The organism is Streptomyces sp. NPDC031418 (genome assembly GCF_055581605.1).
On the sequence record NZ_JBVIJC010000018.1, the window covers coordinates 57,491 to 74,662 of the forward strand.

21 protein-coding genes are annotated in these 17,172 nt (G+C 71.7%); 14 read left to right on the top strand and 7 right to left on the bottom strand.

The genetic code is table 11. The features are described from left to right. The first annotated feature begins 114 nt into the window (after window positions 1–114). The gene (locus ACZ5CZ_RS25880) at window positions 115–510 is read left to right on the top strand and encodes a hypothetical protein (RefSeq protein ID WP_385845535.1); all 396 of its coding nucleotides are present in this window, start codon (window positions 115–117) and stop codon (window positions 508–510) included. Window positions 511–611: 101 nt separating this feature from the next. On the opposite strand, the gene ACZ5CZ_RS25885 is transcribed toward ACZ5CZ_RS25880, so the two are convergent. From ACZ5CZ_RS25885 to ACZ5CZ_RS25900, 4 genes are all read right to left on the bottom strand, one after another. Continuing rightward, complete coding sequence (locus ACZ5CZ_RS25885) at window positions 612–902, bottom strand: DUF1416 domain-containing protein (protein WP_385845536.1); 291 nt, start codon at window positions 900–902, stop codon at window positions 612–614. Between the two features lie 36 nt (window positions 903–938). Continuing rightward, a complete protein-coding gene (locus ACZ5CZ_RS25890; RefSeq protein WP_385845537.1) occupies window positions 939–1,784 on the bottom strand; it encodes a sulfurtransferase in 846 nt (281 codons plus the stop codon). A gap of 145 nt (window positions 1,785–1,929) precedes the next feature. Next, window positions 1,930–2,010 carry an Ms5788A family Cys-rich leader peptide gene (locus ACZ5CZ_RS25895; RefSeq protein ID WP_350751515.1) on the bottom strand — a complete coding sequence of 27 codons (81 nt, stop codon included), beginning with the start codon at window positions 2,008–2,010 and terminating at the stop codon, window positions 1,930–1,932. 202 nt (window positions 2,011–2,212) lie between these two features. Further along, window positions 2,213–2,956 carry an LmeA family phospholipid-binding protein gene (locus tag ACZ5CZ_RS25900; protein ID WP_385845538.1) on the bottom strand — a complete coding sequence of 248 codons (744 nt, stop codon included), beginning with the start codon at window positions 2,954–2,956 and terminating at the stop codon, window positions 2,213–2,215. A gap of 132 nt (window positions 2,957–3,088) precedes the next feature. Between ACZ5CZ_RS25900 and ACZ5CZ_RS25905 the strand changes: the two genes are divergently transcribed. Next, entirely contained in the window at window positions 3,089–3,352 is a 264-nt protein-coding gene (locus ACZ5CZ_RS25905) for a DUF3099 domain-containing protein (RefSeq protein WP_385845539.1), read from the top strand. A gap of 4 nt (window positions 3,353–3,356) precedes the next feature. Here the strand turns inward: ACZ5CZ_RS25905 and ACZ5CZ_RS25910 are convergent, their stop codons facing one another. Beyond that, entirely contained in the window at window positions 3,357–3,719 is a 363-nt protein-coding gene (locus tag ACZ5CZ_RS25910) for a DsrE family protein (protein ID WP_385845540.1), read from the bottom strand. Between the two features lie 220 nt (window positions 3,720–3,939). Here ACZ5CZ_RS25910 and ACZ5CZ_RS25915 point away from each other — a divergent pair, with 220 nt between their 5' ends. Both ACZ5CZ_RS25915 and ACZ5CZ_RS25920 read left to right on the top strand, forming a co-directional pair. Then, on the top strand, window positions 3,940–4,779 hold the full coding sequence (locus tag ACZ5CZ_RS25915; RefSeq protein ID WP_468946387.1) for a helix-turn-helix domain-containing protein: 840 nt from the start codon (window positions 3,940–3,942) through the stop codon (window positions 4,777–4,779). Then, entirely contained in the window at window positions 4,761–5,021 is a 261-nt protein-coding gene (locus ACZ5CZ_RS25920) for a DUF397 domain-containing protein (RefSeq protein WP_385845542.1), read from the top strand. Before ACZ5CZ_RS25915 ends, ACZ5CZ_RS25920 begins: the two co-directional genes overlap by 19 nt. A gap of 14 nt (window positions 5,022–5,035) precedes the next feature. Here the strand turns inward: ACZ5CZ_RS25920 and ACZ5CZ_RS25925 are convergent, their stop codons facing one another. Continuing rightward, entirely contained in the window at window positions 5,036–5,440 is a 405-nt protein-coding gene (locus tag ACZ5CZ_RS25925) for a hypothetical protein (protein ID WP_468946391.1), read from the bottom strand. A 348-nt stretch (window positions 5,441–5,788) separates the two neighbouring features. Here ACZ5CZ_RS25925 and ACZ5CZ_RS25930 point away from each other — a divergent pair, with 348 nt between their 5' ends. From ACZ5CZ_RS25930 to ygfZ, 3 genes are read left to right on the top strand one after another with little or no spacing between them, the layout of a single operon-like run. Beyond that, a complete protein-coding gene (locus tag ACZ5CZ_RS25930) occupies window positions 5,789–6,364 on the top strand; it encodes a heme-binding beta-barrel domain-containing protein (protein WP_385845544.1) in 576 nt (191 codons plus the stop codon). Between the two features lie 16 nt (window positions 6,365–6,380). Further along, a complete protein-coding gene (locus ACZ5CZ_RS25935; RefSeq protein WP_468946394.1) occupies window positions 6,381–6,818 on the top strand; it encodes a Fur family transcriptional regulator in 438 nt (145 codons plus the stop codon). A gap of 10 nt (window positions 6,819–6,828) precedes the next feature. Continuing rightward, window positions 6,829–7,794, top strand: a complete 966-nt coding sequence (ygfZ, locus tag ACZ5CZ_RS25940; RefSeq protein WP_468946396.1) for a CAF17-like 4Fe-4S cluster assembly/insertion protein YgfZ — start codon at window positions 6,829–6,831, stop codon at window positions 7,792–7,794. A gap of 114 nt (window positions 7,795–7,908) precedes the next feature. On the opposite strand, the gene dtd is transcribed toward ygfZ, so the two are convergent. Then, complete coding sequence (gene dtd, locus ACZ5CZ_RS25945) at window positions 7,909–8,334, bottom strand: D-aminoacyl-tRNA deacylase (RefSeq protein ID WP_468946399.1); 426 nt, start codon at window positions 8,332–8,334, stop codon at window positions 7,909–7,911. Between the two features lie 157 nt (window positions 8,335–8,491). Between dtd and ACZ5CZ_RS25950 the strand changes: the two genes are divergently transcribed. The 7 genes from ACZ5CZ_RS25950 to ACZ5CZ_RS25980 all read left to right on the top strand — a co-directional run bounded on the left by ACZ5CZ_RS25950 (window position 8,492) and on the right by ACZ5CZ_RS25980 (window position 17,150). Then, on the top strand, window positions 8,492–9,088 hold the full coding sequence (locus tag ACZ5CZ_RS25950) for an RsiG family protein (RefSeq protein ID WP_468946401.1): 597 nt from the start codon (window positions 8,492–8,494) through the stop codon (window positions 9,086–9,088). Window positions 9,089–9,482: 394 nt separating this feature from the next. Further along, window positions 9,483–10,322 carry a GntR family transcriptional regulator gene (locus ACZ5CZ_RS25955; protein ID WP_385845690.1) on the top strand — a complete coding sequence of 280 codons (840 nt, stop codon included), beginning with the start codon at window positions 9,483–9,485 and terminating at the stop codon, window positions 10,320–10,322. A gap of 95 nt (window positions 10,323–10,417) precedes the next feature. Continuing rightward, a complete protein-coding gene (locus tag ACZ5CZ_RS25960) occupies window positions 10,418–11,302 on the top strand; it encodes a winged helix-turn-helix domain-containing protein (protein WP_385845549.1) in 885 nt (294 codons plus the stop codon). Beyond that, a complete protein-coding gene (locus ACZ5CZ_RS25965; protein ID WP_468946404.1) occupies window positions 11,299–12,024 on the top strand; it encodes an HAD family hydrolase in 726 nt (241 codons plus the stop codon). The genes ACZ5CZ_RS25960 and ACZ5CZ_RS25965 overlap by 4 nt, the downstream gene beginning before the upstream one ends. Before the next feature lie 137 nt (window positions 12,025–12,161). After that, on the top strand, window positions 12,162–14,411 hold the full coding sequence (locus ACZ5CZ_RS25970) for a phosphotransferase (protein ID WP_468946406.1): 2,250 nt from the start codon (window positions 12,162–12,164) through the stop codon (window positions 14,409–14,411). A 9-nt stretch (window positions 14,412–14,420) separates the two neighbouring features. Continuing rightward, window positions 14,421–15,035 carry a TetR family transcriptional regulator gene (locus ACZ5CZ_RS25975; RefSeq protein ID WP_468946409.1) on the top strand — a complete coding sequence of 205 codons (615 nt, stop codon included), beginning with the start codon at window positions 14,421–14,423 and terminating at the stop codon, window positions 15,033–15,035. A 66-nt stretch (window positions 15,036–15,101) separates the two neighbouring features. Continuing rightward, window positions 15,102–17,150 carry a HelD family protein gene (locus ACZ5CZ_RS25980; protein ID WP_468946412.1) on the top strand — a complete coding sequence of 683 codons (2,049 nt, stop codon included), beginning with the start codon at window positions 15,102–15,104 and terminating at the stop codon, window positions 17,148–17,150. Window positions 17,151–17,172 lie beyond the last annotated feature (22 nt).

Genomic DNA, 17,172 nt, shown 5'->3' on the forward strand with positions numbered 1-17,172 from the left:
CAACCCCCCCGTTGGCAAGCCTTTTGGTCAGCGGAGAAAGGATGGCCCCGCCACCCCTGCCGCGCCAGGCTGAGTTCGCGCCACTCACGGGCGCCGTACAGGGAGGGGCACCACATGAGGATCAGGTTCGGGCGCCGGGCGGCGATGGCCGTGACGGCCGCCGCGATGAGCATCGGTGCGATCGTGACGACGGCGGGGAGCGCCTCGGCCTCTGACCCCGTGAAGCTCACCACCAGCAACTGGGTCGGCATCTACAGGAGCCCGAACACGACGAACGGCAAGATCGGCTGGCCCGACCTCGCCCCCGGCGCCTGGATCTACGCCAACTGCTGGACGAGGGGCGAGCAGATCGGCACCTGGGGCAACACCTGGTACCAGGTGAGCGAGGTCGACTACTCAGACGGCGTGGGCTGGCGGTTCGTCGGCGGCACCGCCTACACCTTCGCCGGGTACGTCGACAACAACGCCCACAGCGTCGACCGGGATCCCTTCATCCCGCAGTGCCGCTGACATGCCGGAGGGCCGCACCCCCACTGGCGTCCAACCCAGGGGTGCGGCCCTCCGACCGTCACGGGACCCGTCGACCGGGACCTCGGACCGCGACGGCGGTCTCAGACCGCGATGGCGACCTCGGCCAGCGCGCCCTGCTCCGCCACGACGACCGTACGGTCGGCCGTGCCGCCGGGGACGAGCGCACGGACGGTCCAGGTGCCCTCCGCGGCGTAGAAGCGGAACTGACCGGTCGCCGAGGTCGGGACCTCGGCGGTGAACTCGCCGGTCGAGTCCAGCAGCCGGACGTAGCCCGTCACCGGCTCGCCGTCGCGGGTCACCTGGCCCTGGATCGTGGTCTCACCGGGCTTGATCGTGGAAGCGTCCGGGCCACCGGCCTTCGCACCGCACATGTCGAACTCCTTGAGGGGTAAAGGTCGTGGCCTGGGTTACTTGTTGGCGCCCAGCTCGATCGGCACGCCGACGAGGGAGCCGTACTCGGTCCAGGAGCCGTCGTAGTTCTTGACGTTCTCGACGCCGAGCAGCTCGTGCAGCACGAACCAGGTCAGGGCCGAGCGCTCACCGATGCGGCAGTAGGCGATCGTGTCCTTGGCGAGGTCGACCTGCTCCTCGGCGTAGAGGGCCTTCAGCTCCTCGTCCGACTTGAAGGTGCCGTCGTCGTTGGCGTTCTTCGACCACGGGATGTTCCGCGCGCTCGGGACGTGGCCCGGGCGCTGCGACTGCTCCTGCGGCAGGTGGGCCGGGGCGAGCAGCTTGCCGGAGAACTCGTCGGGCGAGCGGACGTCGACCAGGTTCTGCGAGCCGATGGCGGCGACGACGTCGTCGCGGAAGGCGCGGATGGAGGTGTCCTGGGCCTTGGCCTTGTAGTCGGTCTTCGGGCGCTCGGGAACCTCGTCGCCGGCGACCAGCTCGCGGGCGTCCAGCTCCCACTTCTTGCGGCCGCCGTCGAGGAGCTTGACGCTCTCGTGGCCGTAGAGCTTGAAGTACCAGTAGGCGTACGACGCGAACCAGTTGTTGTTGCCGCCGTAGAGGATCACCGTGTGGTCGTTGGCGATGCCCTTCTCCGACAGGAGCTTCTCGAAGCCCTCCTGGTCGATGAAGTCACGGCGGACCGGGTCCTGGAGGTCCTTGGTCCAGTCGATGCGGATCGCGTTCTTGATGTGGTTCTTCTCGTAGGCGGACGTGTCCTCGTCCACCTCGACGATGGCGATGGTCGGGTCGTCCAGGTGGTCCTGGAGCCAGTCGGCGTCGACCAGGACGTCGCTGCGGCTCATGCTCTTCTCCTCCGGGGCAGTCGCGGCGGGGCGTGCGAATGTGCGGGGGCGCGGCGCGCCCGTGAGCGGGCGGCGCGCGATCGCCCTTGAGCAGGGCGGTCGCCCTTCGACAGGGCGGGGGTGATGCGGAAGTCGGGACTTTCGCTCAGAAGGGGCGACAGAGCATGGCGGCAACGCGGCACAGGTCCACTGCCCGCCGCTTGGTGAGATCCGCCTGTCGCTTCATGGCCCCGATCGTAGGGACGTCCGGGCGCGCGTGTCACCGGTGTGTCATATCGCGAGACGCGATCGTCCGGATGCCGGGACGCTTGAGCCCGTTCGGGCTCCTCCGCGCCGCATCTTGCACTCGTCCGGGTGACAGCGGGCTACGGAACGGACGACACCGTCTCGCCCCTCGGACAGAAGCCGTCCATCACGGCTTCCGGGTCCTACCCCGCCAGCTTGACGTCCGAACCCTTCACGCTGATCCGTACGCCGTCCTCCGCGGCCTGCACCTTGTCCAGCTTGATGCCGCCGGGCAGCCGGTCGATGGCCTGCTGGAAGTCGGTGATGTTGCGGATGCGGTTCTCGGCGAGGGAGACGGCCGCCAGCTTGGGCAGCGAGTCGGCGTGCACCTCGACCTTGTTGTCCGCCACGGTCACGCTGCTCAGCACGGACACCGTCCGGTTGATCGGCACGGACAGGAAACTGCCGGTCACCCGCACCGCGACCTTGATCTTCCCGTTGCCGCCGTCGGACAGCCCCACGACCTTCGCCTCGATCCCCGGGGCGACCTCGGTCGGCTGCGACTTGGCCGTCCTCAGCAGCTCGGCGTAGGAGACGGTCGCCGTACCGGTCGCGCTGGAGGCGGTGGCGGAGCTGTAGTCGCCGGAGAAGGAGACGCCCTTCATGTCGGCCTGGAGGTCGTCGATCCGGATCGTCTTGCCCGCGGTGCCGGTCTGGGCCTCGTAGTTCTTGATCCCCACGTGCACGTCGTCCAGCGAACCGCTCGCGACCTGGGTCAGGAAGGGGAAGCCGTCGATGCTGACGTCCGGGGTGGTGGCCAGGTTCTCCGTCGACTTCAGCTTGTCGGCGGCCTCGCCCTCCGCGAAGTGCACGGCGATCCGGTCCGCGATCACGAACAGCCCGCCCAGGATCACGACGATGATCAGCAGTATTCGCAGGGCGCGCATGTGGTGTTTCCCCCGGGGTCGGCGTTGGTCGTCGGCGCTGTGGACGCGTACGCCACGGTAACTCCGTCGGCCCGTCGCACGCCGTGATTGTCGATCAGTTGTGACAGCCCCGTCCCGGCCTACCCTGGACCTATGTACGCGCGACGGCGCCACATCTACTTCGCCATGATGGGCACGTGCATCGGGCTCTTCGTCCTGGCCTGGGCGGTCGTGCGGCTCTGGTCGATCCCGGCGGCCGTCGGCATGTGCGTGTTCGCCATGGTCATCCCGCCCGTGGCCGCGATGATCGCCAACCGCCGGGGCCCGGAGGACCGCTGGTGGGACGACCCCTCCGGCGATCCCCAGTCCGACGAGTGGTGGGACGAGCTGGACGGCAAGAAGCGCCCCCGGCAGTGAGCGGTCAGTAGACGAGCGCCTGCACGCCGTCCCCGAGCGCCTCCTGTACGAAGACCTGCGCGCCGGCGATCCGTACGCCCTCGATGACGTCCTTCTCCGTGATCTCGCGCCGCGCGGCGCACTGCGTGCACAGGGTGATCTGCCCGGCCGCCAGGATCGCCTCGATCAGATCCGGCAGCGGCGCCGCGTGCGGCAGCTCGAACTCGGCGGCCCGCCCCGGCAGCGCGAACCAGGACGACTCCCCGGTCAGCCACAGCGACACCTCGACCCCACTGGCCACGGCCACCGCGGCGACGGTGAAGGCCTGCGAGCAGCGTTCGGGGGCGTCCGCCCCGGCCGTCACCTTGATCACGAGCTTCTTGGTCATACGGGCAGCGTAGCCGCGAGGGGGCAGGGTGGCCGGATCCGTTCCCAGCTGTTTTGCGCCTTTCCTCATTATCTATACGGAATGCGCCAGTTGCACTACTCTGCGTGTTCCTGGGTCGGTACGAGGATGGCCCGGCGCGGAGGCGGATACGGGCGGAACGGGCGCTCCTTCCATGGCGAGCGGCCCACATTCCACAAATTCCACAAGCAGGGAGGGCGCGGTGCCGCAGCGGAGGGCGATCACGGGTCGCAGTCAGGAACCGAGGGTGCGGTTCGCGGAGGAGCTGCGGTTACTGCGGGCCGAGCGGGGGGTGAGTCTGCGGGCGCTGGCGGAGGTGCTGGGGTGGGATTCCTCGCTCCTCGGCAAGATGGAACACGGCCACACGCTGGGCGGTCCTGAGGTGGTGCAGGCGCTGGACCAGTACTACGGCACGGGCGACAAGTTGCTCACGCTGTGGGAGTTGGCGGTGGCGGATCCCATGCAGTTCAGGGAGCGATATCGGCGGTACATGGTGCTGGAGGCCGAGGCCCTGAGTATGTGGCAGTACTCGTCGAGCATCGTCCCTGGACTGCTGCAAACCCCCGCCTACGCAGCCGAGTTGCTGACACAGGGTGGATTGAGGGGCGCAGAGCTGGAGAAGCAGGTCACGGCTCGCATGGGGCGCCGCGAGCCGCTGCTGGCGGATGGCGGACCGCATTTCCGGGCGATCCTGTCCGAGGCGGTGCTGCGCACGCCGTTGCGTGAACCGAGCGAGTCGCAGGCGCAATTGAGCCATCTTCTTGCGATGGGGGAGCGCCCCAACGTCACCATTCAGGTGCTGCCATGGCTGAAGGGCCTGCACGGGCTGACGGACACCGACACGATGTTCCTGCACAGCGCCGGGCGGACCGTTGCCTGGGTCGAGACGGGTTACTCGGGTGAGCTGATCCAGGAAAGTACTGCCGTCGACCAGCTCCAGCTCCGATACGATCGGGTACGCGATTTGGCCCTATCTCCGGACGAATCGCGGGAGTTCATCGAACGGATGCTGGAGGAAGCGCCATGCGAGCCATCGATCTGAGCACCGTCACCTGGCGCAAGAGCAGCTACAGCAACCAGGACGGCGGCAACTGCGTCGAAGTTGCCGACTGGCGCAAGAGCAGCTACAGCAACCAGGACGGCGGCGCCTGCCTCGAAGTCTCCGGCGATCTCCTCCACACCGCCGTGCGGGACAGCAAGGACACCACCCGCACCCCCCTGCTGATCGGCGCTGGCGCCTGGGCCGCCTTTGTGGGCGGCGTCAAGCAGGAGGGTGCGCTGTAGCCCACGGCGGAGCCTTACGCGTCGAGGGCGGCGGTGATCTTCGCGGTCATCGCGGTGAGGGCCGGGCCGGGCTCGCCCTTGTGGGCCTTGGTGCCCGCCTCGACGGCGACGAGGATGGTGCTGCGGAAGTTGTCCGCCTCGGCCGGGTCCTGCTTCTTCAGGACGTGCATGGTGGTGGTGAGGGCGGGCAGGACGTGGTCGGCGATCTCGGCGGCGGACTTGCCGTTCAGGTCCTTGATCTTTCCCTTCTCGGCGAGGACGTGGCCGACCTCGCCGGTGGCGGCCATGAGGGCGAGGACGCCGTGGGTGGCGACCTTGTGCGGGGAGCCGGCGGCGTCGGCGGCGGCCAGGAGTGCGATGGCGCCGTGGGCGGCGGTGCGGAGGGTGTCCTTGTCCTGGGCGGTGAGGGCGAGAGACATGGTGTGGGCTCCTTCAGTGGGTTTCTTTCCTGCGGTCTTGCTGACAGGAAGAAGACTGCGCCCGGCCGGTTTCACCACGGCTTCACGACGCCCTCAGCGCGCTTTCAGCCCTGAGGGCGCCCCCGGGCCCCTGGTCGGCCCACCTCGCAGGGAGAGGCCGGGCCCGGCCGCGTAAGCTGGGATCCGGCCTCTGTGTACCTACGCTCACCCCGCTCAAGGAGCACCCGTGGAGACTTTCTTCGAAGCACTGCTGATCCTGGTCTGCGTCGGCGTGCTCGCCTTCGCCGGTCTGACCGTGAAGAAGCTGTACCAGGGCCAGCGCTGAACCACCGCTAGGAATCGCCTCTCATGATCGAGATCCCGTCCGACCTGCACAAGGACCTCGTCCCGCTCGCCTTCCTGCTCGGCAACTGGGCCGGCGCGGGCGTGCACGACTTCCCCGGGTCCGAGAAGTGCAACTTCGGCCAGGAAGTCACCTTCAGCCACGACGGCCGGGACTTCCTGGAGTACCAGTCCCACACCTGGGTCCTGGACAACGACGGCAACAAGGTCCGCCCGCTGGAGTCGGAGCACGGCTTCTGGCGGATCGACGCCGACCGCAAGGTCGAGGTCACGATGACCCGCGACGACGGTGTCATCGAGATCTGGTACGGCGAGATGGCCCCGAAGAAGCCGCAGATCGACCTGGTCACGGACGCCGTCGCCCGGACGCCCGCCGCGCAGCCGTACACCGGCGGCAAGCGGCTGTACGGGTACGTCAAGAGCGACCTCATGTGGGTCGGCGAGAAGCAGACCCCCGAGGTCGAGCTGCGCCCGTACATGTCGGCGCACCTGAAGAAGGTCGTCACGCCGGAGGACGTCGAGCGCTGGGCGAAGGCCCTGCCCGACGACATGCCCGACGACGGCATCGCTTTCTTCCGTTAGTCCTAGACTTGCCGGTGTGGTGAGCACCGACTGGAAGAGCGACCTCAGGCAGCGCGGCTACCGGCTGACGCCGCAGCGCCAGCTTGTCCTCGAAGCCGTGGACACCCTTGAGCACGCGACCCCCGACGACATCCTCGCGGAAGTGAGGGAGACGGCGTCGGGGGTCAACATTTCCACCGTCTACCGCACGCTGGAGCTGCTGGAGGAGCTGGGCCTGGTCAGCCATGCCCACCTCGGCCACGGTGCGCCCACCTACCACCTGGCCGACCGCCACCACCACCTGCACCTGGTGTGCCGGGACTGCGAGAACGTCATCGAGGCCGATGTCGCCGTCGCCGCCGAGTTCACCGCCAAGCTGCGCGCGCAGTTCGGTTTCGACACCGACATGAAGCACTTCGCGATCTTCGGCCGCTGCCAGGACTGTTCCCTGAAGGGTTCAAGTACCGCGTCGTAGGCTTGCGTACATGAAGAGCCCCCTGCTGTCCCTGCCCGGCGCCGTCTCAGCCGAGGGTGTGGACGAAGGCGTCGCCGCCCACTACGGCGACCTGTTCCGCGAGCAGCGCGCCCTCGCCGAGGGCAACGGTTTCGTCGACCTGTCCCACCGCGGGGTCGTCACCGTCACCGGCGAGGACCGCCTGAGCTGGCTGCACCTGCTGCTCACCCAGCACGTCAGCGAGCTGCCCGCCGGCCAGGCCACCGAGGCGCTGATCCTCTCCGCCCACGGGCACATCGAACACGCCCTGTACCTGGTCGACGACGGTACGACCGTCTGGGCGCACGTCGAGCCCGGCACCCAGGACGCGCTGCTGGCGTACCTGGAGTCGATGAAGTTCTTCTACCGGGTCGAGGTCGCCGACCGCACCGCCGACTTCGCGGTGGTCCACCTGCCCGCCGGGTCCATCGCCGAGGTGCCGGAGGGCGTCGTCGTACGCGAGACGCCGTACGGCCGTGATCTCTTCCTGCCCCGTGCCGACCTGGAGTCCTTCGCCGCCACGCACGGGCCCGCCGCCGGGATCCTCGCCCACGAGGCGCTGCGCGTCGAGCAGCACCGGCCCCGGCTCGGCTTCGAGACCGACCACCGGACCATCCCGCACGAGCTGGGCTGGATCGGTACGGCGGTGCATCTCCAGAAGGGCTGCTACCGGGGGCAGGAGACGGTCGCCCGGGTGCAGAACCTGGGCAAGCCGCCGCGCCGGCTCGTCTTCCTCCACCTCGACGGCAGCGAGGTGCACCTCCCGGCGGCGGGTACCGAGATCCGGCTCGCGGAGGAGGGCCCCGACGGCCGCAAGATCGGCTTCGTGACGACCTCCGTCCGCCACCACGAACTGGGCCCGGTGGCCCTGGCCCTGATCAAGCGCAACATCCCCACCAACGCGCAGCTCCTCGCCGGAGACACAGCGGCGGCACAAGAGGTCGTGGTTTCGCCGTAGTGGCGCCCTGGCTGCGGGCAGTCGTGCCGCTGGGGCGGCACGGGTGGGCGCAGGCGGCACCCGGCCAGCGCCGGTGAGCGAAACCCACCCCCGGCCAGCTTCAGCCGACCTCGGCTAGATCTCCAGCAGCACCGTGAACGGGCCGTCATTCGTCAGGGACACCCGCATCTTCGCGCCGAAGCGGCCCGTCTCCACCGTCGCGCCCAGCGCTCTGAGCTGGGCCACCACCTCGTCCACCAGGGGTTCGGCGACCTCGCCGGGCGCCGCCGCGTTCCAGGTCGGGCGGCGCCCCTTGCGGGCGTCGCCGTACAGCGTGAACTGGCTGATGACCAGCAGCGGCGCGGAGACGTCACTGCACGACTTCTCGTCCTGGAGCATCCGGATCGACCACAGCTTGCGAGCCAGCTGTGCCGCCTTCTCCTTGGTGTCCTCGTGGGTCACGCCGACCAGGACGCACAGGCCCTCGCCCTCGATCGCGCCCACCGTCTCGCCGTCCACGACGACGCTCGCGCCGTCCACTCTCTGCACCACCGCACGCATGCGGACCATCATGCCGGGTGCCCGGCGGGCGCTCGCCGGGGGCCCATTATGGATCTCTTACCGCCGGTCTGGGCCGTTCGGGGGCACTCGGTCACGTAGTGCCCGGTTGGGGTGGCACCATGCTGTGCACCACCGGTCGAGGGGACGGTCAGAAGCAATGAGCACACCGAGCACCAGGGGGCGGCTGGGCCCGCAGGGCACGAGCTTCCGGCCGCCCGCCCCGCGAGGCGACGGCCCGGCCGAGCCCGCGCTGCCGGAGCCGCCCGAACCGGCCCGGCTGAGCCTGCCGGAACTGCGCGCGCTGCGCCGCGACGCCCAGCGGGACGAGGCCGACCTCAGCTATGTGCGGCGGCTGCTCCAGGGCCGTATCGACATCCTGCGCGCGGAGCTGGCGCGGCGCGGGCGGGCGGCCGTACCGGCGCCGAAGGACACGTCCGTGGTGGAGCGGCTGCCGGAGATCCTCACCGACGCCCCGGCCCGGCAGCGCTCCTCGGCCCGCCATGTCACCCTCGGCACCCCGCACAACGAGGAGATCCGGGGGCTGGCCGCGGAGATGCTCGCCGAGGTCGAGCTGAGCGATCTCACCGCGCGGACCGATCTGGAGCTGACCGCGGCGATGGGGCGGCTGGTGCGGTACGAGCAGGAGGTGTCCCGGCGGCGGCAGCGGTTGCAGCGGACGACCGACGAGTGCAGCGGGGAGATCGCCCGCCGGTACCGGGAGGGCGAGGCGCAGGTCGACGACCTGCTGAGCTGAGAAAGGGCGCCGCCCTCGAGGCCGACGCCCTGTTCCGCTGTATCCGTAGCGTGCTGTTCAGTTGTGGCTGTGCGCGTCGTGTTCAGTTGTGGCTGTGCGGTGATGCCCTGTGCAGTTGTGGCTGTGCGGTCTGTTCGGTTGTGGCTGTGCGCTTCGGTGGCCGTCCCCTGTCCGGGTTCCCGGCTCCCCTCCGGAGGGGGAACCCGGTCGGCCAACCACTGGGAAGCTCGACCATGTCGGTTGAGTTGGCTGCCAACTCCACTGTACTTATCTCCGCGAATACCCGACTCATAACCAGCCGTCGGCGAACTGCCCTAAGTTGGCGGGAAGTTGTACCGTTCTCTCTGTGGGCCCGGAGCAGAGGTCACAGCAGACCCGGCCGTCCCCCCGTCGGATAGCCGATGAACTGCGCCACCGGATCCGGTCCGGTGTGCTGCGGCCGGGACAGCGCATGCCCACCCAGGCCGAGCTGGCCGGCGAGTTCGGCGTCGAGCGGGGTGCCATACGGCAGGCGTTGCGCATCCTCCAGTCGGAGCGGCTGCTCACCAACGTTTCCAAGGGCAGCCCCGCCACCGTGGCTCCGGTGCCGGGGGCCGGGCCGGTCGTGGACGCGGCCGCGCTGGCGCCGCAGCCGACGTTGGCGGCCCTCGCGCCCCGGATGGCGGCGGCCTTCGCCGTGCCGCACGTCCGGATAGACGCGCTCTGTCTCACCTCCGTCTCGCTCACCCTTGCGATCGGAGAGCCGCTCCGGTTGATCCATGCGGGGGAGCTGAAACCGGCCAAGATCGAGGTCCGGGTGCTGCTGCCGAGCCGGGACATCGCCCTGGCCTTCCCGGCACCGGTGGCCGCCGACGACGGCGGTCTGCTGCACCGGCGCTGGCTGGCCCAGCGCAACGCCCAGGGCCTGGTGCTGCGGGAGAACCTGCTGGCGCTGCGCACCACGCACGGCATCGACGTGCGGGTCTCCTTCCGTGCGCTGCCGTTCACCCCGCCGGTCAAGCTGTATCTGCTCAACGACTCCGAGGCGCTGTTCGCGTACTACACGCTCCGGCGCCACGAGCGGGAGATCGAGGACGAGCGGGTGGAGCTGTACGACGCCGACGGCACCCGGTCGGTGCTGTTCCCGTTCGAGGAGCCGGCCGGGCAGCGGGACGCGGTGTTCGTGGCCCAGTCGCGGCTGTGGTTCGAGGCGCTGTGGGGCACGATCAGCTCGGATCTGGTGCTCGCGTCCTGACGGAGTGAACCAACTCGGGCCCACTTGGTCGACGTTGCCGGTGTTCACGAACAACTTCCCGACAACTGCCCTCAGATGGAGCAGAGTTGTAGCGTTTGGTTGTGACCCACGACCACACGGCAGTGAACGGCAGCAGAAGGCGCACGCCCGAGGAGATCGCCGGCGCCCTGCGCGAGCGCATCCGCAGCGGTGTCCTCCGTCCGGGTGAACGGCTGCCGACCCAGGCCGAGCTGGCCGAGGAGTTCGGCGTGGAGCGCGGCGCGGTCCGCCAGGCGCTGCGCGCACTCCAGCAGGACGGGCTGCTCAGCGGGGTCACCAAGGGCAGCCCGCCGCGGATCGCCGCGCCGCCGGCCGCCCGGGAGGAGCCGCAGCCCACCATGGTGGCCCTCGCACCCCGGCTGACCGAGGCCTTCGCGGCCCCGCAGGTGCGCATCGACGCCGTGTGCCTCACCGCGCAGAGCCTGATCCCCGCGCTCGGTGAGCCGCTGCGCCTGATCCACGAGGGCCGGCTGCATCCCGAGCGGATCGACGCCCGGGTGCTGCTGCCGTCCCGGGACATCAACCTGGCCTTCCCGGTCTCGGTCGACGCGGGCAGCGCCGAGGACGACGCCGTGCACCAGCGCTGGCTGGCCATGCGCAACGCCCAGGGGCAGGTGCTCCAGTACAACCTCCAGGCGCTGCGCGCCACCCACGACATCGACGTGCACGTCACCTTCCGGGCGCTGCCGTTCACCCCGCCGGTGAAGCTGTATCTGCTCAACGGGTCCGAAGCGCTGTTCGGCTACTACAAGATCGAGCGCCGTGCGGAGCCGACCGACGGCGGCACGCTGGAGATGTACGACGCGCTCGGCTCGGAGTCGCTGCTGTTCTCCTTCGAGCGTCGGGCCGGGCAGCGGGACGCGGCGTTCGTGGAGCAGTCGCAGAACTGGTTCGACGCCCTCTGGGAAACCATCACCACGGACCTGACACTCTCCTCGTGACTTCTGATGTGCAGGAGATAGAGAAGCTTCGTGGACTGATCACCTCTGCCCGTTTCGTGCTGTGGGACTTCGACGGGCCGATCTGCCGGCTGTTCGCCCGGCACAAGGCGGAACGGATCGCCGCCGACCTGGTGGCCTGGCTGGAGCGGCAGGGGCTGCGCGGGCTGCTCAGCGAGGCCGAGCGCCGGACGCTGGACCCGCAGGTCGTGCTGCGCGCGGTGGGCCGCCGGCGGCCGGGCAGCGACCTGGTCACCGGGCTGGAGGAGCGGCTCACCCAGGAGGAGCTGAGGGCCGCCGCCTCCGCGCTGCCCACCGCCTACGCCGACCCGCTCATCCGCACCTGGACGGCGGTCGGCGCCCGGCTGGCCGTCACCACCAACAACTCCGCCCGGGTGGTCCGCAGCTACCTCGACGGCCGTGGCCTGGCCGGCTGTTTCGCCCCGCACCTGTACGGCCGTACCGAGCAGCTGCACCACCTGAAGCCGGACCCGCACTGCCTCGTCCGGGCGCTGAACGCGATGGGCGCCGCCCCCGAGGCCGCGCTGATGATCGGGGACGCGACGACCGACCTGTTCGCGGCCCGGAAGGCGGAGGTGCCCTTCCTCGGCTACGCGCGCGACGAGGCGAAGGAGGAGGACCTGCGGTCGGCGGGTGCCGAGCACGTCGTACGGTCGCTGGAGCCGCTGCTGACGGTGCTCCGGAGCGGGCGCGCGGTCGGCTAGCATGCGGACACACCCGACACAGCCGACACAGCCGGCAGGTGCGAGTCACCGCTCGGAGCCCCGGATACGGCCCTGTGTCCGGCACCACTCCTTGCCGGGCTGACCTTCTTTTTCGCGCGATCGACCCGGAGCAGCCAGTGGGCGCACCGTCCGTCCCCCGTGCCGCGGCCGGGGCCCCCCGCGGCGACCGGACGGCTGCCGCCGTCCGGGAGTTCGTGGCCCACGCCCTGGCCGGGGGCGGGGTGCGCGGCGGGCTCCACCACCGCAACCACGTGGTCCCGCTCACCGAGCCGGCGGCCGGGCTGCTGGGGCGGCCCGCCGGCACCCGGGTGATGGTGCGGGTGCCGCGCGCGGACGTGCCGCCGGTGGTGATCCGGACCTGGCCGGCCGAACCGGAGATCCTGCGGGCGGTCGGCCGGGTGCTGCCCCGGGTGCCGGAGTGCCTGGCCGCGGGCGAGGGCTACGCCGTCCACAGCTTCGTGGACGGGGACGTGCTGGCCGAGGTCTGCCCGCCCGGCGAACCCGTCCCCGGCCCGCTGCTCCGGGACCTCGCCGGGCTGCTCGCCGCCCTCACCGCGGTGCGCGGCGGCGCGCTGCCGCCCCGGCCGGCCGACTGGCCCCGCCACCACACCGACTCCCAGGGCTTTCTGCGCACCCTCGCGCACCTCGCCGACCAGCAGATCCGGCGGCCCAACTGGCGCCGCTACGGCGGCCTGTTCACCGCGCTCGGCGTGCCCGAGGACGCCCTGACCCGGTTCGCCGACCGGGTCCCGGCGCTGACCCGGCGGCCGTACGGCCTGTTCCACGGCGATCTGCACCGCGGCAACCTGGTGCTGCCGTACGACGGCGGTCCGCCGCTCGCCGTGGACTGGGAACTGGCCGGATACGGCGACCCGTTGCACGACCTCGCCGTCCACCTGGTGCGCATGCGCTACCCCGACCACCAGTGGACCGAGGTGACCGACGCCTGGGCGGACGCGGTGCGCCGGGTGCGGCCCGCGGCCGCGGCCGGGCTGGGCAGGGATCTGCGCCACTACGTCGCGTTCGAGCACGCGCAGTCCCTCTACGCCGACGTCGTCCGGGCCGTACGGTCGCTGGAGGACTCCGCGGACGCGTTCGACCAGGCCCGCGTGGAACGGGCGACCACGGCCGTGCGGACCGCCCTGCGCCGCGCCGCCGAGCCGCTGGGCCTCGGCCGGGTGCCGGAGGCCGGCGAGATCGAGCGGATCCTGTTCCGGCGGGGCGCCTCGGCCGCCGTCCGCAGGCCGAGCTGCCGGGCGGCCCGGGCCCTCGGCTGGACCCCGGACGGACGCGTCCCCGAACACCCCCGCTTCCCGCACCCGGCCGTCGCCGACGCGCTGTTCCTGGAGGGCGCCGCCCCCGCCGACCGGGTCTTCAAGGGCGCCGCGCACCTCAACACCGTGCTGCGGGTGCCCGGCACCGGCTTCCCCGTCGTCGTCCGCCGCGAGCTGACCGTACGGCTGCGCCGGGAGCGGGGCTTCCTCAGCGAACACGCCGTGCTGCGGGCGATCGAGCGGTCCGGGGTGGAGGTGGCCGCGCCCCGGGTGCTGGCGCTGGGCACGAGCCACGCCGTGCGGCCCGGCCACCGCTACCGCGGCGACCGGTTCGCCGTGCACACCTACGAGGGCGCCCGCGACCTCGGCCGGCGGCCGCGGCACCCGGTCGACGGGCTGCTGCCGCACGAGGCCGACTGCCTGGTCGACCAGCTGGCCGCGCTGACCGGGGTCGACCACGCGCAGATCGACCCGGTGGCCGGCCGGCCCGGCTGCTCCTTCTACGGCTGGCTCAGCGAGCAGCTGGTGGCGCTGGTCGCGGGCCTGCCGAAGGAGTCCCAGCAGCTGGCCCGGCTGCTCGGCCTGCCCGACGCGCCCCGGCTGCGCGAGATCCTCGCCCGGCACCGGGTCACCGAGCGCGACCCGGCCCTGCTGCACGGCGACCTCAACCCGTGGAACCTGGTCCGCCGCGACGACGGTCCGGCGCTCACCCTCATCGACTGGGAGATGGCCCTGGTCGGCGACCCGCTGTACGAGCTGGTCCGGCACATGCACCTCACCCCGACCCGGCCGGAGATCCGGGACCGGATGTTCCGCCGCTGGGAGGCCCGGCTGCCGGAGCGGTTCACCCGCCAGTGGCGGGAGGACTGGCGGGTGTACCGCTGGACCGAGATCGTCCGCTCCGCCTATGTCGACCTGGACCGGCTGGTCACCGGGGTGAGTCTGGACGCGCCGAACGTGCGCCGCGCGCTGGACTCGTACGCCATGACGCTGGCCGCGGCGACCGCCTCGCTCGGCCTGTCCGCCCGCAGGCGCGGCGGCCCCGGTCCGGCCTGGACCGTGGGCCCCGCCCGCCCCACCGGCACTGCGTAGGCTCGCCCCATGGCTGAGATGGGTCTGCGGGAGCGCAAGAAGCAGCGGATGTACCAGGAGGTGTCGGACACCGCCGTACGGCTGTTCCTGGAGCGGGGCTTCGACGCGGTGTCGGTGGCCGAGGTCGCGGCCGCGGCCGGAATCTCCAAGCCGACCCTCTTCCGGTACTTCCCGGCCAAGGAGGACCTGGTCCTGCACCGGATCGCCGACCACGAGACGGAGGCGGCGCGGGTGGTCTCCGGAGCGGCCGACCCGGTGGACGCGCTGCTCCGGCACTTCCTCGCCGGGCTGGAGCGGCGCGACCCGGTCACGGGCCTGAACGACCACCCCGACGTGCTCGCCTTCCACGCCCTGCTCTACGGCACTCCGGCCCTGGTGGCGCGGGCGCACCGGCACCTGCGGCGGCAGGAGGAGGCCCTTGCGGAGGCCCTCGGCGGGGGGCTGGACGCCCGGCTGGCGGCGGGACAGATCGTCGCCGTGCAGCGGATCCTCGCGGAGGAGAACTGGCGGCGGATCGCGGCGGGGGAGCAGGTGGCGGAGGTGGCGCCGGATGCGGTCAGGGCTGCGGAGCGGGCGTTCGGGCGGCTGAAGCGGGGGCTGCCGGAGTGGGGGTCTGCGCGCTGAGACAGAGTTTTGCTGAGACTCGGTTAAAAATGTAACTCGGTAACACTATGGCGGTAGGCTGGCGCCATGACGGCACTCGACCCCACCCCCGGCCCCGCCCTCACCGACACCCTGCACACCGAGCGCGCCCACCACGACGCCTGCCGCGCCGCTCTCGCCGCGATGGTCGAGGGCGCCGCCGAACAGGTCGTCTCCGGCGAGGACGTCTCCGCCTCCGGCGCCGACGCCGAGGTGCTCGGCTACCAGTTGCGCAGCCGGGCCAAGGCGATGCGCGAACTGCCGCCCGGCCCGCTCTTCTTCGGCCGCCTGGACTTCGCCGCCGACGACCCCGCGCACGGCGGGCAGAGCTACCACGTCGGGCGGCTGCGCATCACCGAGGACCCGGCCGCCCCACCCCTCGTGATCGACTGGCGGGCCCCCGTCTCCCGCGCCTTCTACCAGGCCAGCGCCCGTCATCCACAGGGTGTGGACGTCCGCCGCCGGTTCGGCTGGGCGCCCGGCACCCGGGGCGACTCCGCCGACCTCACCGGCCTGGAGGACGAGCACCTGGGCCGGGGCGAGTCCCGGACCAGCGACATCGTCGCCCGCGAGATCGAACGGCCGCGCGTCGGACCGATGCGGGACATCGCCGCCACCATCCAGCCCGACCAGGACGACCTCGTCCGGGCCGCCCTCACCGACTCCGTCTGCGTCCAGGGCGCCCCCGGCACCGGCAAGACCGCCGTCGGCCTGCACCGCGCCGCCTACCTGCTCTACACCCACCGCAAGCGGCTGGACCGGGCCGGGCTGCTCGTCCTCGGCCCCAACCGCACCTTCCTGACCTACATCGCCCAGGTGCTGCCCGCCCTCGGCGAGACGGACCGGGCCGTCAGGCAGTCCACCCTCCTGGAGGAGATCGCCTCCCACCCGGCCACCGGCACCGACCCCGAGGAGACGGCCGCGCTCAAGCACGACCCCCGCATGGCCGAGGTGCTGCGCCGCGCGCTCTACGCGCGGGTGACCCCCGACGGCGTGACCGACCTGGTGGTGCCCGACGGCAGCTACCGCTGGCGGGTGCCCGCCGGCCGGCTCGCCGCGATCGTCGCCGAGGTCCGCGCGGAGGAACCGCCGTACGCCGTCGGCCGCGAGCGGGTGCGCACCCGGGTGGTGGCGCTCCTGCGCGAGCAGGCCGAGCGGCGCTCCGGGGTACGGCCCGCCGCCTGGGTGCGCCGCATGGAACACGCGCGGCCGCTCACCGCCCACCTCGACGCGGTCTGGCCGAAGGTCCGCCCCGAGGAGGTCCTCGCCGGGCTCCTCGGCGACGCCGAAACCCTGGCCCGGGCGGCCGGGGGCCTGCTGGACCCCGCCGAACAGGCCGCCCTGCTCTGGCCGCGCCCGCCGCGCTCCTTCAAGTCGGCCCGCTGGTCGGCCGCCGACCTGGTCCTCCTGGACGAACTCGGCGGGCTGATCGAACACCCCGAGGGGTACGGCCACATCGTCGTCGACGAGGCGCAGGACCTGTCGCCCATGGAGTGCCGGGCCATCGCCCGCCGGGCCGCCTTCGGCTCCCTGACCGTCCTCGGCGACCTCGCCCAGGGCACCACCCCCTGGGCCGCCCGCGACTGGTCCGTCCAGCTGCGCCACCTCGGCAAGCCGGACGCGGCGGTGGTCCCGCTCACCACCGGCTTCCGGGTGCCGGCGGCGGTCCTCGCCCTCGCCAACCGGCTGCTGCCCCGGCTGGGGGTGGCCGTCCCGGCGGCCCACTCCCTGCGCGCGGACGGGGAGTTGCGCGTCCGCGCGACCGACGACCTCCTCGCGACGACGGTCACCGCCGTCACCGAGGCCCTCGCCCACGAAGGGTCCGTCGGGGTCGTCACCGCGGACGCGGACCTGGACCGGGTCCGGCGGGCCCTCGCCGCGGCAGGCCTCTCCCCGGCCGGACCGGACCGCCTCGGCGCCCGGCTGACGGTCGTACCGGCGAGCATGGTGAAGGGACTTGAGTACGACCATGTGGTCGCCGTGGAACCGACGGCGGTCGCGGAGGCCGAGGAGCGGGGCGCGCACCGGCTGTACGTGGTGCTGACCCGGGCGGTGTCGAGGCTGGACGTGGTGCACGAACGGCCGCTGCCGTTCTGAGCGGGCGGCGCCGTTCTGAGCG